The sequence below is a fragment of the Paenibacillus diazotrophicus genome (genome assembly GCF_042610465.1).
The window spans coordinates 210,317-225,859 of the sequence record NZ_JBGJZN010000004.1 but is presented as its reverse complement, the minus strand read 5'-3'; the positions used below and the strand labels follow the sequence as shown (position 1 = coordinate 225,859).

Sequence of the window (15,543 nt, the reverse complement as noted above, 5' to 3'; positions counted from 1 at the left end):
GTATGAAATTCATGGAGGTGCTGATGCTGCGGATACATCATGAAGAGGATTTGCTGCAGGCGGTGAAAGAAGATCACTGGATGATGGATATTTTGGCGGCTGTAAGGGAGCTGCAACTAACGGACTCCTGGGTATGTGCCGGATTCGTCCGCTCCAAGGTCTGGGATATGCAACATAACTTTGCAGAGAGAACACCCTTAGCGGATGTGGATGTGATCTACTACGACCCGGACGACACCCGGGAGGAAGTCGAGAAGGTCTGGGAAGAGAAGCTGCGGAGTATATACTCCTCGATTCCCTGGTCGGTCAAAAATCAGGCGAGAATGCATAGCGTGAACTCCCTCCCCCCATACACCTCCTCCACGGACGGCATGTCCAAATTCCCCGAGACAGTGACCGCGCTGGGTCTTGCTATGGATGACCACGGGGAGCTTAGGCTGGCCGCACCGCATGGAGTCTCGGATGTGATCCATATGATCGTCCGACCCTCCCCGCATTTCAGGGCCAACCGGGAGCTGCATCCGATCTATGAAACCCGGATCGCCAAGAAGAACTGGCAGCAGATCTGGAATCAGCTTCAAATCCTTCCCATACAGGATTAATCAACCTTCCCCCTGGCTTCCGGCCGCTACCTGCCACCCCACGATTACTCCCGCCAGCGAGCGTTCTGGTATCCCCCAAAAAAAGAGCTGCCTCATCGCCAATTACTTGTGCATGAGGCAGCTCTTCTTATGATGGTTACTTTCGATCTATGATTAAGACCCGATCTTACTCCAGCATACCGCGGGCAATCCAGACCCCGGCCGCTCCGGCCTGGGCCAATCCGCGGGTGATGCCTGCTCCGTCACCGCCGCAGTAGAGGCCGGAAATTTCTGTTTCCAGCTTCTCTGTTAATTTCGGCCGGGCTGAATAGAACTTCGCTTCCACGCCGTAGAAGAGCGTATGCTCAGAGGCAATACCCGGGGTGACTTTCTCTAAGGCCTCTACCATTTCAATCAGACTCTTCATCGTTGTATACGGAAGCACCAGACCGAGGTCACCAGGTACTGCTTCCTTCAGCGTAGGTTCCAGGAATCCTTCCTTAATCCGGGTTTCAGTGGAGCGCCGTCCGCGCAGAATATCCCCATATTTCTGGACAATGACACCGCCGCTGGACAGGTCGTTGGCCCGCTTGCAAATCTCCCGCGCATATTCGTTCGGCTTATCAAAAGGCTCCGTAAAGGTATGCGAGACCAGCAGCGCAAAGTTGGTATTCATTGAGCCCAGCGCAGGGTCTTTATAGGAATGCCCGTTGGCCGCCATTACTCCGCTATGATTTTCCACGACAACATGACCGGAAGGATTACTGCAGAATGTACGGACACGTGTGCCTACAGAGGTATTGAAGATGAACTTTCCTTCATAGAGATGCTCATTAATTTCCCGCATCACGACGTCCGACGTTTCCACTCTTACACCGACATCGACCTGATTGTTGTACATCTTAAGCCGGCGCTTCTTCAGTACATCCGTCAGCCACGCCGAACCATCACGCCCTGGGGCGATCATCACCTTACCCGCCTCATAGCTTTCGCCATTCTTCAGCACAATGCCTGTAATCCGGTGTTTGCCCTCTTCTTTAACGGTAATGATATCTTGAACCTCAGTTTTGAACTGCATATCTATGCGTGTCTTCAAATATTCATATATGGATTTCAGGATTTCCAGGTTCTGTTCAGTTCCGAGATGGCGTACCTGTGCCCGCAGCAGCTTCAGCCCGGCGGCATATCCGCGCTGCTCGATGTTCCGGATGCTCTCTGTTGTCGGATCAGTAATAGCCGGTGTAGCCCCATGCTCCAGATTGATATCATCTACGTACTGGATCAGCTCCAGCACCTTGGACGGTGCCAGATAATCGGTCATCCACCCGCCGAATTCCGTGGTGATATTGAACTTGCCATCGCTGTAGGCACCTGCTCCCCCAAATCCGGCGGTAATCGAACAGGCAGGCAGACAGCCGGCGAATTCCTTGCGTCCCGAGGCTGGAGGGCAAAGTTTGATTTTCTCCTCTAGAATGGGGCAATTGCGCCGGTAAATGTCATGTCCCTTATCTACCAGGAGCACCTTCAGTTCAGGGGCTTTACGCGTCAATTCATAACAGGCAAAGATTCCGGCTGGTCCGGCACCCACAACAATCACATCATATTTACTCATCGGCTTCTCTGTTCCTCCCAAGATGAAACGGGCCTCGCGGCGCCCTAGCAAGAGCGGTATCCGTTTCTGCGGTAATTATAGTTCTTCTATAACGCAGCACAAAAAAATCCTGACCACTTCATAGGTATGCTAAAAGCACCCTATCCGTAGCCAGGAATTTACGGTTCCCTGTAGAAACCCTCAAACCTTATCTTTGAGGATATACGAACAGCTAATCACTGATTTATCAGCCAATAGGAATATTACAGAACATATGCGAATGTGTCAAGGGAGTTGGATGTATATAATTCGTGTTTTTGACTTCATATGCCTACTAATTATTAAAAATGAAAATAACACATCCCTAAACACGAACATTGCAGTACACCTGCCTTGTGCTTGTTGGCGAAATATAACTCAGACAGATGACTTCAGGCTCCGATATATAGTACAAACGCCTCATTAACTCATTGGAGGAAAAGGGAGAGTTTTGTCGAATCTATAGATACATTGCCACTGGAAAAGAGGAACATCCTATGCATATTCCACCGCCATCTCCTCACCAAACGTACTGGAACAGGCTGATCCTTAATGCATTCTGGGTAGTACTGCTTGTCTATCTGGCCACTCAAATCACTATCTCCCTATCCATGCGCGGGGAACACCCTTACTATTCAAGTAATAGCTTCTTGATCCATAATGTACTGATTCCTGACATTATCCTCTTGAGTTTCTTGCTTACCCTGGAGGCCATTTATAAATGGCGTCCTCTGTTATCAGAACTTTCTATCATTATTGCCAGCCATTTGATCGCCCTGCTGATAATCATAAATACCAGTAACACATTCCATGTGAAGCCGCTGATCATGCTCATCCCTTTGCTGGTCTCTATGCTCTATTTAAAAAGCAGCTATTTAAAAGTCACGTCCACTCTTTGTCTAATGTACATGATCCTGCTGTTCCTTAATACGTCTGCTTCTAACTATACCGTGCATATCCAGAATATTATGATTGCCCTAATCCTGACAGGGGCTGCCCTTGCAGGCTTCGGTATCATTGCCCGTGGGCATGAACTGATGCAATCTCTGGAGAACTCGCTTAAGTCGGAGCAGGAGCTGCGCATTCAGAATATCATTATGGACCGGCTGTCCAAGATTGATCCTTTGACAGATCTGTATAACCACAAAACTTTTCACGAATATCTCGGCTGGCTGATTGAGCACCAGCAGAGTAATCCGTTTCCGATGCAGCTGGCTATTCTGGATATCGATAATTTCAAAAAAGTGAATGATGAGTATGGACACTGGGTCGGAGATATTGTGCTGAAACAGGTTGCCGCGACGGTCCTGAAGCATATAGGTGCGGATGATTTTGCCGCCCGATATGGCGGAGAAGAGTTTGCAGTGATTTTGACGGCCAAGAAGCTGGAGGATTCCCACAAGATCATGACGCAGATTCTGACAGCCGTTGCCGAGATGCCCATTGCCGAAATGGAGGGCGCTTCGATCACCGTAAGCATCGGCATGCATGACTACATGGGCAAGGACTCCAAAAGCTCCACCTTTCAGCGGGCGGACGATGCACTGTACGAGGCTAAAAATTCAGGAAAGAACAAAGTTGTTGTTGCCTGAACACCACTGCTCATACATTCTAGATCTTTATAGTTTTCTTGCTTTGATTACAAAAGTTACAGGAAGCATCTTTGCTTTTTTGGCAAAATCACTATTGTCGTCCCGCGCCTGCATGATGTCATCATCCGACTCCTCAATCATTTGCTCTATTACAAATCCCGCTTTGGAGAGCGCATTGATATAGGTCGATAGTTTGCGGTCCGATAAGGTTAGCGTACCTTCTTCAAGGGATACCGAATACCAGGATTCATCAAAATAACTTTTTTTAAAGGCAAGCCTATTATTTTCTGCAGCAACACATTTGTGTATAGGATGAGACCAGCTGAAAATAAAGATGCCGTCTTTCTTCAGGTAGGAAGCGATCCGGTTGAAAGTACCCTCAAGGTCGGTAGTCCAGCCTATGGCATAGATCGAATACACGAAGTCAAAATAATCCTCCGGTATACCACATTTATCTTCCATAGGCGCACAGATCAATGTTGCTGAAAGACCGCACGACGTCAAATGTTGTGTGGTCTTTTCGATCTGTTTGTCTGATATATCCATACCCCATAGTTCAGAGGCTTGGCGGTCCCCCAGATACTGCAAGGATTGACCGCTTCCACAGCCGATCTCCAGTATCTTTTTTCCTGAGATCTCGCCAAAAAGCTGACATTTTTCCTCAGAGACAAATGCTCCATATAACGGAAGCGCAGTTGCCCCTAAGACTTCATTTCCTTTGGTATCCCAAAAGATGCTGTTTGTCTTATGTATAGATTCCTTGTCCATGTCGGCCGGGATAGCGCTCCCAACCTCGCCAGCACCTATAATATTTGTTCTATAAGCAGTATTCTTGTCCATATCGTTACCATCTCCCAATATAAATAATATGAGCCTAAACGTATATCCCGACTTGCCCGTTATCCCAAAACAATGTACCATTCCCCCAAGAACAAATATACCTAAACTATCCCACTCCGGTCTGTTATCATTTCTTCATTCCTGAAGAAAAATAGCGGCAGTCCAGGACCTTATTCGTCCAAGGCTGCCGCAATTTATATAGCTGGCTTGTCTAACCTTATTTTCTTTTTACTGCAGATATCCGGGTCCATGGCGTCTCTGAGGCTCCAGTAGCTCAATGACTTTGTGCTGCGGCACCGGACGGCTAATGAGATAACCCTGTACTTTGTCACAATCCGCTTCCTTCAGGAACGCCAGCTGGTCGGCATCCTCCACACCCTCAGCTACAACCTCCAGGCCCATTTTATGCCCGAGAATGATGATGGTCTGCACAAAGGATTGGCTGTAGCCCTTCTCCACCAGCGAGTCGATGAAGATTTTGTCCATTTTGAGTGTAGAGATTGGCAATTGCTGCAAATAGCTCAATGAAGAATAACCTGTTCCAAAGTCATCCAGAGCAATGCGGATCCCGCGCGATTTCAGGAATTCCAGCTTGCTAACTGTGTTTTCAAAAGATTCCATGAAGATCGACTCCGTAATTTCAAGCTCCAGACAGTTGGCCGCAAGGCCGCTTTCCCTCAGACTGTCCAGCACAATCTCCACAAAATCCTCCTGCAGCAACTGAATAATAGATATGTTTACTGAAATTTTGTAGGGCAAGCCCGTCCGGTCATTTATGCTTTTCGTGAAATGGCAGGCCTCTTTAAGCACCCATTCCCCGATATAGATTATTAGTCTGGAATCTTCGGCAATTTTGATAAAGGATAGCGGGGATACAAAGCCCAAGACCGGACTGTTCCAGCGGATCAGCGCCTCAAAGCCCGAGATAAGACCTGTCCGGATATCCACCTGCGGCTGGTAATGCAGCTCAAATTCATTGTTAATCATCGCACTGCGCAGATGTTTCTCAATGTTCATCCGTTCATTGAACGGCATATGCATCGACTTGTCATAGACCACGAAGGTACTTTTCCCTTCCTCTTTGGCTCTATACATGGCAACGTCGGCACTCATCAGAATCTCTTCGGTAGTCTCACCGTCCTCCGGGTAGAAGGAAATCCCAATGCTCACGGAAACATACAAATTACTTTCTCCGATGAGAAATGACCTGCGGAAGGACCGAAGAATACGCTCTGCCAGTTCCAGAATCTCTGTGCGGTCCTCTGCGTCTTGGATAAACACCACAAACTCATCACCGCCAAGCCGGGACAGCATGTCCCCTTCGCGCACAACCGACTGCAAACGTTCACTGGCCTGACGAATCAGGATATCTCCGGATTTATGACCCAGCGTATCATTGATATATTTGAAATTGTCCGTATCGACGAACAGTAACGCTGCCTTGCCTTCAGGACGCTGGAAATAACGCTCCATGGTCTCCAGCAAAAGAATACGGTTAGGCAGATTACTGAGAGAATCCATATACGCCAAACGGTGCATATTCTTCTGATTCTCCAGCAGCATATCATATTGGCCTACAAGCTCATCCTGAGTGGCTGTCAGCTGCTCATAAGTAGCTTCAAGCTCCTGGTAACTGTTGCTTAGCTGGAATTCGGCCTGCTTGCGCTTGCTGATATCGATCAAGGAGCCCAGGAACATCCTAACTTTGTCTTTGTGTTCTATAAAAGCCTTACCGCGCACTTCAAACCAGATATAACGGTTATCCTTAGTACGCATCCGGTACTCCAGTTCATAGATAGGGGTCAATCCGGCCAAATGATCTTGCCGGGCTTTGTGTGCAGGCTCCTGATCGTCGGGATGGATGATGCTGAGAGCACCGCCCTCATAGCTGTTGATCTCTCCTTCCGTGTAGCCCATGACCTCATACCAGCGCTCTGACATTCTATACATACCACTCTCGTAATCAAGCTCCCACATATACGCACCCGAGCCTTCTGAGGCCAGCCGGAACCGGCGTTCACTTACGCTAAGCTTGCTGAGTTGATCCTTCAATTCCTCCTCGGTCGCCGACAACTCTTCGTAGGTAGCCTCCAGCACTTCATAACTGTGCTGCAGCTTGAGCTCGTTCTGCTTGCTCTCCTCAATATCCACCCCGACCAGCACGAATATATCCTCGGCCTGCGGGTCCATTCCCCGGATCAGTGTCGTCCGGAACGAGAAATATCGCGCTTCGCCTGAATGTTCCGGAAGCTTCAGTTCCACATTACTTACGTAATCCTTATGTACGGCTCTGATCAGAAGCTCTCTTAGCATTTCTGTCCCCCTACCCAGGCCAGAAATCTCATCGAGGCTCACATCCAGCACATCCTTCTCGCTAAGTCCGGTCATCGCAGCTGCATATTGATTGAACCGTACTACCCGCTTATCCGCATGCACTGCCCACACGATCATACCACTGTGTTCAATGACATCCCCGAAGAACTCCTGTTCGGAATGAATGGTCCGCCGGAGATGCCTGATATATACCCTGATCGCAACAATCCCCGTGATCAAGAGGAATATACCAATTAGCATTCCAGATATCATCCGGCTGCGAATCATCGATCTGTAGTGATCGGAATGGGTGAAAAAATATTGCTGATACAGCTCTTCAAAAGCCCCTGACCGCTCTAGCCGGTCCAACCGGCGGTTAATATAGGAGACGAGCTGCGGTTCCGACTTGCTGACGCCGTAAGCGACATCCAAGGGGTATAAACCATTTATTTTCCGGACTATATTGCTGGTCAAGCCCTGTTCAACGATTAAATAGTCGACCACTCCCTGATTCTCAAAAAGCAGGTCAATATCACCTTTCTGCAGGGCTTCCAGCGCTTCTGGTACGGTTGCATATTCTATGTATTGTGAAACATCTGTCTCATTGCGCAGAATGGCCTCGGAATATTGATCCTTGCCGACGCCAACTATGTAATTCTTTAGAGTGTTCAGCTTAACTTTTTCTTGGAGCGTCTTGCGGGAATACACAGATATATAGCTTTTGAATACGGGCTTGGAGAAGAGGATCTCTTTCTTCCGTTGCTCGGTTATGGCCATAAGACCTGTAGTATCTATTTCTCCCCGCGTCAGCCGCTTATATGTATTCTCCCAATCGCCGGTACTATAATGAACCAGATACTCCTGCTTCTCAAATATCATACTCGTCAGGTTCATATCGAAGCCGGTCAGGTATCCGTTCTGCATATACTTGTAGGGCGGATAATCAAGTTCTGCCTGGTATCGTATTTCCTGTCTTTCGGCATGAGCGTATGCAGGGGGCGCAAGCATGAGCATAATGCTAATTAGAAGCAAGAATGTATACCGCTTCATCGCAATTCTCCTTTTTCCAGAATAGTAGAATATGTATGCTTCACGCCATCAGTTGTACCAAACTTTATTCGACAAAAAACGTTTTATTTCCTGCTGGCAGCTCCTGCAATTGCGAGAAATTATGCAAATCCTGCTGAATGCCAGCTCTATCAAAAAAAATGTAAATCCTTTATTTTTTATATTGCTTTTTAGGTAAAAAATGTGGATAATAGCAGTAACGGTTGATAATGATTATCATTATTGAAATAAAGGAGACTGAACAACCATGAACGCAGCCACAACCCGGACGACACTTAAGGTTGACGATTATCTGGATCTGCTCAATCTTGCTGTAAAAGTTGGAGATTTGAAATGGCAAAAAGAAATCAAATCCCGATTACAATATATACTCTGTCTGCAAACCAGATAGCAGTTCTGCAGTTACGCCGTATTCCCCTTGAGGGAATACGGCTTTTTTGGTTCTTCGGATGCCGCATCTCAAGCAAGTGGGCGTAAGAGGTTTAATGATGTAGTATAATTATCAGCATAATATACAGTACACTAGACAACCTTCAGATCGGAGCGTGCCACTTTGAAAAAAATTTTTGTCTTATTCCTGATGTTAAGCCTCCTAGGGATGCCTAATATGTACGCGGCGGGAATTCCTGCACAGCAGGGTATGGTTACCGATAAAGCCGGTCTGCTCACCCGTCAGGAAGCGGCTGACATTGCAGCTATTGCTGAAGGTGACCTCTATACCCTTCGGGTGTTGACCGTGAATTCCCTGGACGGGGCCATGGCTTCCGCCTATGCTACAGACGTATACAAATCTTGGGCCTTAAAACCGCGGGATGTCCTCCTCCTTATCTCTGCCGAAGATCAGCAGGTTGAACTGAACTTCCTGAACCCCGGGCTTCAGGGATATATTGATTCCTGGGCGCAAGCGCACGGCGGAGCTGTGGGAACTGCAGCTATTTCAAAAATACTGGATACGTACTTCATTCCTTATGCACAGAAGGGCGATTTTGCCGGAGGCATCCGCTCCGTGATTAAGGAGCTCCATTCCTTAGCATCGGGACGTGAAGAGAGCAGCAGTTCAGGCGTTGGGCTGCTGAAGCTAGCCGCTATCGCCATTGGAGTTGTATTACTTGCACTCGTGCTATATGTGCTGTTAACTGGTCTTCGCAGAAGAAGACAGCTTAGTAGCCAGCAGGAGCAGTTGGCAGACCTAATGGTACGAGCCAATCATGCCCTCGAATCCCTTCAGCCCTTCCAGGGTATCGTTCAGGGGAAGTCCGGAGAGATGGTTGAGGGAATTTCCAAGCGGCTGTCTGCCCAGCTGGTGGAAATCTCCGCATTGCAAAGCTCCGGCCAAGGCTCTCTGCCCCCGTTTTACCATTTGAAGGCCCTCAAAGAAGCTAACTCAGCACTGCAGCAGACCGAAGCGGCCTTCCGTTCCGAGCTTGAAGAAGAAGAGAAGCGTATTGCTGTAATCAGTGATGCCGACCGCAACGTGAAGCAGCAGATTACAGAGCTGAAGAAGGATGCGCCCGAATTGAACGAGCATCTCCAGAGCGCCGTGAAGGAGACCGGCTATGCGCTGGAGGAAATCGCTGAGGATCTGCAGGAACTGGCAGAAGAAACCGCCAAAGCGGATGAACTGGAACTATTCGACCCGATTGCGGCACAGGACATGACCGAGCAAGCCCAGAAACGGCAGGAACAGATTGAGCAGGATCTGCGGGATGTTGATATTTACGACGATAAACGAAATGAATTCCCTGGGGTCGTAGCAGCTGCGCGCAGCAAAATCGCCACACTAATCGAACAGAACTCTCTCCACAATATGAAGGTAAGACCTTATGACAGTCTGGACCAGGCCGCCGCAGCCGCAGCAACGCTTGAAGCGCCTCTGCGTCTTGGAGACATGGATGAGGTACGCAGAATTGCTGCCCAAATGGATGCTTTGCTTGGCGAAGCTGTCGCGATGACGGAACGGCAGGCAATGATCCGCAAGAATAACCTGAGAGATCTGGATACCATTCGCGGCCGCTGGAACGGGCTGTCTGAGCGCCGCAATGAGCTGCAGAGTCAGATCGCTGAAGCCCGGAGCCGATTCGCGGAGCATCATCTAAGCCCGCTTGAAGAAGCACTTGAGACAGCAGGAGCGCAGCTCCGGCAGGGTGCAGGTGAGGTACCGCAGATTGAAACCTGGACCAGCGACCAGCGGGGGGAATATGATAATGCCCGCAGCGGTCTGGATCGGCTGCTTCAGCTCCAGGAGGAGACTGTACAGAAATTCGATCAAATTGGCGGGAGTCTGAGCACATTGAATCAACGATTGTCTGAGATTACCCGGCTTATGTCTGAGGGGCAATCACAGGTAGATATGGCCCAGAGCCGGTTGCATAGCAAAGGAATCGTCTCCAGAAGCCGATTCGAGCTCTCTCTGCTGCCGGAGTATGCTGAACTGGAACAGCGGCTGGCTTCCCGTCCTTACAACCTTGATGAGCTGGAAGCGGCAGGACGCTCCTATGCTTCCCGGATCTCCTCTTTCGTAGAGGAAGCGAACCGGCTTGTACGACAGAAAGAAGAAGAGGAGCGTCTGGCACAACTGGCCATACTGCAGGAACAGCAGCGCCGGGAAGCGGCGCGCCGGCACTCATCCTCTTCGGGTGGCGGATTCGGCGGAGGCAACTCCTCCGGCGGCTCTTCCTGGGGCGGCGGGGGAGGCAAATCCGGAGGGAACTCCTCCGGCGGCTCCAAATGGTAGAACACTAGCAGAATCGACAACACCTCCGCACGATTTCTGGGCGGAGGTGTTGTTTTTTGCCGGAATGCACTATATCAGTTGAATTTGTAAAATGAACAAGCGAAGTACGGCTGGAATCAAGGCTACCCTACTGCTGACATATCTCTGCAATAAAGTGCTCAAAAGCCGGAGATAGCCTGCGCCCATTACGGTAGATGAGCTGGATATAAAATTCATCTTGCTTCCCGCTCAGAGGTATTCCGCGTAATACACCGGAGAGCAGTTCCTCTTCAATGGCATAGCGTGGCAAGAAGGCTATCCCCCACTGATGCCGCACTGCCTGCTTGATGCCTTCAAGATTACCGAATTCCATGTCTATACGCGGAGCAACGCCTGCTGCCTTGAGCTCGTGCAGCAACTGCCTGCGGTATGTACATGTATCCTCCGTCAGCACTAACGGTACGTCAGCCAACAGGTTAGGAGAAACCTCTGTTTCCCCCGCAAGCGGATGCCCCGGATGGGTGACCACATATAGCGGCTCCTGGCGCAGCGGCAGAGCGGTAAGCTCATCAGACACATACGCCACGTCAAAGATCAGTCCGAAATCGGCTGATTTATCTTTGACCGCCGTAATAATCCCTTCCTCCGAGCCGGGCTGAACACGAAGCTGCACGTCTGGATAGCGGATTCTATAGCGATGAAGCCGATGCGGCAAGTAATACGCTGCAAGAGTCTCTATAGCCGCGATGTTCAGTATGCCCCTGTCCCCGCCAGCTATCATGCCTTTAGCCTCTTCACTAAGCGCCAGCATTTGCCGGGCATACGGCAGAAGGTTATTCCCCGCAAATGTCGGGATCATTCCCCGTCCTGAACGCTCGAGCAGGACCGCCCCGTACATCTCCTCAAGCTTGGCAACTTGCGCTGTTACACTCGATTGGGCATAACCTAATTTCTCTGCTGCCCGCGTGTAACTGCCACTGGATACTACTTCACAAAAGGTCCGCAAATAGGTAAGTTCCATTGCATTTTTCTCCCGAACTATCGAAATTTTCGATACTTATCCTCGAATACTATAGATAACTGTAATTATAGAATCATTATACAATATAGCCAACCCTATAATCCCCAAGGAGGAATCTTTATGAACCTTACACCCAAATCACAGGTATTGGCTACACCAGCAGCCGAACCTGCAGCAGCACTGAACTATTTCACAGCCAAAAGCTCCTTTGAAACCGATGTGGCCGATGTGGCGTTTGATCTGCAAAAGGGTATCACTGGGTTTACGCTGGTAGATGTTCGCGACACCCGTTCCTATGAGGAAGCCCACCTACCAGGAGCCGTATCCTTGCCGTCGGGCCGTCTTAGCAGCAGCTCCCCTGAGTTCCCCGCCGGAGAAGTCTTGGTGCTCTATTGCTGGGGTCCTGCCTGTAACGGAGCCAGCAAAGCCGCTGCCAGACTGGCTGCCCAGGGCTACCTCGTGAAGGAAATGCTCGGAGGCATCGAGTACTGGCGCAAAGAAGGCGGGGCCCTGGAAGGCACGCTTAGGGAGAAAGCGCCGTTATACTATACGATGCAGGTATAGACGCTCTATCCACCCTGATTGGCAGACAGCTATTTCCTGCGGAAATGGAAATGACATAACAACAAATAAGCCCGTCCTCCACGGTTAGGTGGAAGCGGGCTTATTGGGGGCTTAGACTTAGGTTGATGCCCATAATGCGGCCGGTCAGTACACTAGAGAGCCGATGACCATGTGACTAAATCTCTCTTTATTAGTGCGTATCCTTAGGCTCATCGTGGTGCTCATCCAGAAACGGTTTATTCACATAATAATACATAACGCCCATCAGTACGCCTCCGCCGATCAGATTCCCCAGAGTGACCGGAACCAGGTTGTGCACAACACCGCCCCAGGAGATCGTACCGGGATGATCCAGCACAAGTGCAATCGCAAACGTACACATATTGGCGATACTGTGCTCGTAGCCGGAAATGAAAAAGCAGAAGACGAACAGAACCATAGCGAACATTTTGGCTCCATCGCTTTTCATCGACATAGGGACAAAAAAGGCCAGACATACCAGCCAGTTACAAAGAATTGCACGGAAGAATAATTGCATCGTTGGGGCTTCCATCTTATGAGCCACCACATTCAGCAGAAATCCGTTCACACTAGAATCATAGAACAACCCTGTCAAAAAAATCAGCAGCGCAAACGCCGTAGCCCCGAGTATATTACCGATGTAGCTGATGACCCACATCCGCACAACCTCAGTCCACTGCATTTTGCGTCTTAAGGCGGCATACGTGTAATAAAAGGTGTCTCCGGTGAACAAATCGCCTCCCCCATAGGAGATCAGAATGATCGCCGCTCCAAACGTAATGGCAGCCATCGGATACGTCATCGGCGAGTGCTCCATGTAGAAAAAGTTACCGGTTTTGAACGCTACGATGACGCCGAATCCAATGAACATGCTGGCCAGCATTGCTCTGGCGATATAACGGAGAATACTTTGCTTGTAAATCTTCTGTTTTTTCAGAGCCAATTTCTCAACTTGCAGCAGCGCCTCGTTCTCCATGTGACCTCCGCAGTAACTTCGTATTTTCAGCAATGTGAGGCTGATGGACAGCCTCCAGGTTATTATACCCAATAAACCGCTGGAAATTGCTTGAACCACGGATTATTTTAAAATTTATTTGATTTCAACGGAGAACCCTGCACTGCTGCTTTAAAGGTCATCGCCCGGATCGTTCAACCTGACTATAGACTCCGCCTTCTCATTGCTGGCTACGACGATAAGCACCAGTATCAAACACCCCAGAATCATCCGCTTATCCCCACTTCCTCCGTATGCCGCCTCAGTGACAACTTATGTGGAGGTGAGAGGGATTATGATTGAATACCAAAAAGCCCACTGAGTACTCAGCAGGCTCTCGCTATAAATACATTCCTCTTAATTACAAGGATCTCAGTTTAAAAAGCTGCTAAGCTGACTGTCCGTGCCCGCCTGCTTCAAGGCCTGTGGCTGTGCACCTTCATTCAAGCCGAGGCGGTTGTTCAGCTGCGTATTGATGGTTGTCATTTTGGATGTATAGTCCTGACAGCTCTCAATGATCCGGCGGTTGGATTGTTCAGAGGTATCCAGAGCGCTCAGCAGATCGCCAATAGCCTGATTAACAGCTTCGAGCGACATAGAAGGCTTGGAGAGCAGTTCTGTCGTTTTCTCCGTAGTGGTACGCAGCAGACGCGCATTCTCCTTGAATTGATCCTCTATCGTCTTATTCGTCGCTTCTACTGCAGAGATAACATTTTCCTGATCGGCCAGAGACATGGCTATCATCGCCGACACTGTAATCAGATTCGAGGTCTTATCAATCGCGTTGTTTACAGAATCGATCAGCTTATCGTTGTTATCGTTGATGATATCGGTAGCAGCAATCGCCTGGTTGTAGAGGAGAATCATTTCGGTCATGGATTGGATACGGACCATAACCTTGCGCAGCCCGCGTTCCAGATACGCCTTGCGGAACTCATTTTCGGGCTTGGCGATTTCAACCTCGAACAGTTCCTTCAGTTTGTTGCCGAAGGCGATTTTGGTCTGCAGATTATAGATTTCCTCCATAGAGGTGCGTTTGAGCTGGCGCATATTGACGATGCTCTCTTCGAGCGTATCGCGTCCGTCACGTAACCCGGTTACGATCGCGTCAATATTCGTGCGGACGGACTGATACTTGTATACGTAATTTTTGAGCGGGCTCTTGCGGAGCATTTTGCCAAAAAAACTGACGTTCTTGCTCTGCTGGAGTGTCTCACACTCATTGCGCAGCTTCATAATCATGTTCGGCACTTCTACCCGTTTGCCGGACATCAGATCATTCACCGGGCGGTCCAGCAGCTTCAGAGTCTGCCCGGCCTTCTCCTGTGTCTTCACTCCCAGCTTGCCTATATCATCCATCAAAGAATCCAGGGCAACGGTGTCTGTCTTGGCGACTTTCTCAATCAGCTGCGAAGCTTCTTCTACAACCTTCTGTTCATCTTCTTTTTTGAGCTCAATCAACTGCGTGGACATGGGCTTCCCTCCTCCTATAATTCGGAACTGCTATAACGCTGATGAATCAGCTCCGCCTTGGTCTGAAGTTCCATCAGGTCTTTATGCTCGATCGTTGAGGCGATATCCGAAATCTTGGTATCAACATCACGCAGACCGTTCAGCAGCATTCTCCGGTTTCTTGTCTTGGCTTCACCGCCCAGGCGCAGAAACGGATTGATCACACCATTGAGATCTTTCAGCACCAGTCTGCGGACGGTATGATTAATCTCCCCATTGCCCAGCTCCTGCAGCAAAGGAATGATTCGCTGCAGCCTGGCAAAGAGCGCCAGTGACTTCTCGACAATCTCATTGTCGAGCGTATCCTTCTGCCCTTCAGAAATAATCATATCCTCCAAAATGCTCAGATACTCGACCACGGGAGCGAATTCCGCCCCAATCTGAATCCCGGATCTCTCCCGTCCGGCAAAAGCTTGTCCCTCTGCAGCCGCAGACCCGCTTGAAGCACTGACTGCCTCGTGGCTGCGGACTGCAGGTGAAGGGGCGGTCGCTTCTTCCCCATCCCGCTGTCCGGCGGGAAGGACCTCTGCCGGCAAGTTAATCCGCTGCCTGCCGCCCATAATCGCTACTCCTGCACCGGCTACCGGCAACAGCAGCGAGATCATCTCAGGAACAAAAGCACTTGTCAGCAAGGCAACAACATACCCTGCTCCACCGTACAACAATACTTTCTTTTGCATTTGCATTGTTCTCA

General features: G+C 49.5%; 12 protein-coding genes and 1 riboswitch. Of the genes, 5 read left to right on the top strand and 7 right to left on the bottom strand.

Annotation, left to right across the window (positions count from 1 at the left end):
- Positions 1 to 2 precede the first annotated feature (2 nt).
- Positions 3 to 602, top strand: a complete 600-nt coding sequence (locus ACAN54_RS17865) for a nucleotidyltransferase family protein (protein WP_379158082.1) — start codon at positions 3 to 5, stop codon at positions 600 to 602.
- Between the two features lie 166 nt (positions 603 to 768).
- Here ACAN54_RS17865 and ACAN54_RS17860 read toward each other — a convergent pair whose 3' ends face one another.
- The gene (locus tag ACAN54_RS17860; RefSeq protein ID WP_379158079.1) at positions 769 to 2,193 is read right to left on the bottom strand and encodes an NAD(P)/FAD-dependent oxidoreductase; all 1,425 of its coding nucleotides are present in this window, start codon (positions 2,191 to 2,193) and stop codon (positions 769 to 771) included.
- A gap of 127 nt (positions 2,194 to 2,320) precedes the next feature.
- Positions 2,321 to 2,420: riboswitch (purine riboswitch) on the bottom strand.
- Positions 2,421 to 2,708: 288 nt separating this feature from the next.
- Between ACAN54_RS17860 and ACAN54_RS17855 the strand changes: the two genes are divergently transcribed.
- Positions 2,709 to 3,803 (top strand): GGDEF domain-containing protein, encoded by a 1,095-nt coding sequence (locus ACAN54_RS17855; protein WP_379158076.1) that lies wholly within the window; start codon positions 2,709 to 2,711, stop codon positions 3,801 to 3,803.
- A gap of 27 nt (positions 3,804 to 3,830) precedes the next feature.
- Here ACAN54_RS17855 and ACAN54_RS17850 read toward each other — a convergent pair whose 3' ends face one another.
- Both ACAN54_RS17850 and ACAN54_RS17845 read right to left on the bottom strand, forming a co-directional pair.
- The gene (locus ACAN54_RS17850) at positions 3,831 to 4,643 is read right to left on the bottom strand and encodes a class I SAM-dependent methyltransferase (RefSeq protein ID WP_379158073.1); all 813 of its coding nucleotides are present in this window, start codon (positions 4,641 to 4,643) and stop codon (positions 3,831 to 3,833) included.
- A gap of 228 nt (positions 4,644 to 4,871) precedes the next feature.
- Positions 4,872 to 8,006 carry an EAL domain-containing protein gene (locus ACAN54_RS17845; protein ID WP_379158069.1) on the bottom strand — a complete coding sequence of 1,045 codons (3,135 nt, stop codon included), beginning with the start codon at positions 8,004 to 8,006 and terminating at the stop codon, positions 4,872 to 4,874.
- A gap of 265 nt (positions 8,007 to 8,271) precedes the next feature.
- Between ACAN54_RS17845 and ACAN54_RS17840 the strand changes: the two genes are divergently transcribed.
- Positions 8,272 to 8,415: a hypothetical protein gene (locus ACAN54_RS17840; RefSeq protein WP_178382584.1), complete on the top strand. Its 144-nt coding sequence runs from the start codon at positions 8,272 to 8,274 to the stop codon at positions 8,413 to 8,415.
- A 189-nt stretch (positions 8,416 to 8,604) separates the two neighbouring features.
- Entirely contained in the window at positions 8,605 to 10,758 is a 2,154-nt protein-coding gene (locus tag ACAN54_RS17835; protein ID WP_379158066.1) for a TPM domain-containing protein, read from the top strand.
- Between the two features lie 127 nt (positions 10,759 to 10,885).
- On the opposite strand, the gene ACAN54_RS17830 is transcribed toward ACAN54_RS17835, so the two are convergent.
- Positions 10,886 to 11,758 (bottom strand): LysR family transcriptional regulator, encoded by an 873-nt coding sequence (locus tag ACAN54_RS17830; RefSeq protein ID WP_379158063.1) that lies wholly within the window; start codon positions 11,756 to 11,758, stop codon positions 10,886 to 10,888.
- A gap of 120 nt (positions 11,759 to 11,878) precedes the next feature.
- Here ACAN54_RS17830 and ACAN54_RS17825 point away from each other — a divergent pair, with 120 nt between their 5' ends.
- Positions 11,879 to 12,322, top strand: coding sequence for a rhodanese-like domain-containing protein (locus ACAN54_RS17825; protein WP_379158060.1), 444 nt, complete (start codon positions 11,879 to 11,881; stop codon positions 12,320 to 12,322).
- A gap of 190 nt (positions 12,323 to 12,512) precedes the next feature.
- Here the strand turns inward: ACAN54_RS17825 and ACAN54_RS17820 are convergent, their stop codons facing one another.
- From ACAN54_RS17820 to ACAN54_RS17810, 3 genes are all read right to left on the bottom strand, one after another.
- Complete coding sequence (locus ACAN54_RS17820) at positions 12,513 to 13,319, bottom strand: formate/nitrite transporter family protein (RefSeq protein ID WP_379158747.1); 807 nt, start codon at positions 13,317 to 13,319, stop codon at positions 12,513 to 12,515.
- Between the two features lie 390 nt (positions 13,320 to 13,709).
- A complete protein-coding gene (locus ACAN54_RS17815; protein WP_379158057.1) occupies positions 13,710 to 14,810 on the bottom strand; it encodes a toxic anion resistance protein in 1,101 nt (366 codons plus the stop codon).
- A 14-nt stretch (positions 14,811 to 14,824) separates the two neighbouring features.
- A complete protein-coding gene (locus tag ACAN54_RS17810; protein WP_379158054.1) occupies positions 14,825 to 15,535 on the bottom strand; it encodes a hypothetical protein in 711 nt (236 codons plus the stop codon).
- Between the last annotated feature and the right edge of the window lie 8 nt (positions 15,536 to 15,543).

Bases quoted from the DNA above. Each gene is read 5' to 3' on its own strand.
- ACAN54_RS17855 (WP_379158076.1), top strand. From the start codon at position 2,709: ATGCATATTCCACCGCCATCTCCTCACCAAACGTACTGGAACAGGCTG.
- ACAN54_RS17820 (WP_379158747.1), bottom strand. From the start codon at position 13,319: ATGGAGAACGAGGCGCTGCTGCAAGTTGAGAAATTGGCTCTGAAAAAA.
- ACAN54_RS17845 (WP_379158069.1), bottom strand. From the start codon at position 8,006: ATGAAGCGGTATACATTCTTGCTTCTAATTAGCATTATGCTCATGCTT.
- ACAN54_RS17860 (WP_379158079.1), bottom strand. From the start codon at position 2,193: ATGAGTAAATATGATGTGATTGTTGTGGGTGCCGGACCAGCCGGAATC.
- ACAN54_RS17810 (WP_379158054.1), bottom strand. From the start codon at position 15,535: ATGCAAATGCAAAAGAAAGTATTGTTGTACGGTGGAGCAGGGTATGTT.
- ACAN54_RS17835 (WP_379158066.1), top strand. From the start codon at position 8,605: ATGTTAAGCCTCCTAGGGATGCCTAATATGTACGCGGCGGGAATTCCT.
- ACAN54_RS17815 (WP_379158057.1), bottom strand. From the start codon at position 14,810: ATGTCCACGCAGTTGATTGAGCTCAAAAAAGAAGATGAACAGAAGGTT.
- ACAN54_RS17825 (WP_379158060.1), top strand. From the start codon at position 11,879: ATGAACCTTACACCCAAATCACAGGTATTGGCTACACCAGCAGCCGAA.
- ACAN54_RS17865 (WP_379158082.1), top strand. From the start codon at position 3: ATGAAATTCATGGAGGTGCTGATGCTGCGGATACATCATGAAGAGGAT.
- ACAN54_RS17840 (WP_178382584.1), top strand. From the start codon at position 8,272: ATGAACGCAGCCACAACCCGGACGACACTTAAGGTTGACGATTATCTG.
- ACAN54_RS17830 (WP_379158063.1), bottom strand. From the start codon at position 11,758: ATGGAACTTACCTATTTGCGGACCTTTTGTGAAGTAGTATCCAGTGGC.
- ACAN54_RS17850 (WP_379158073.1), bottom strand. From the start codon at position 4,643: ATGGACAAGAATACTGCTTATAGAACAAATATTATAGGTGCTGGCGAG.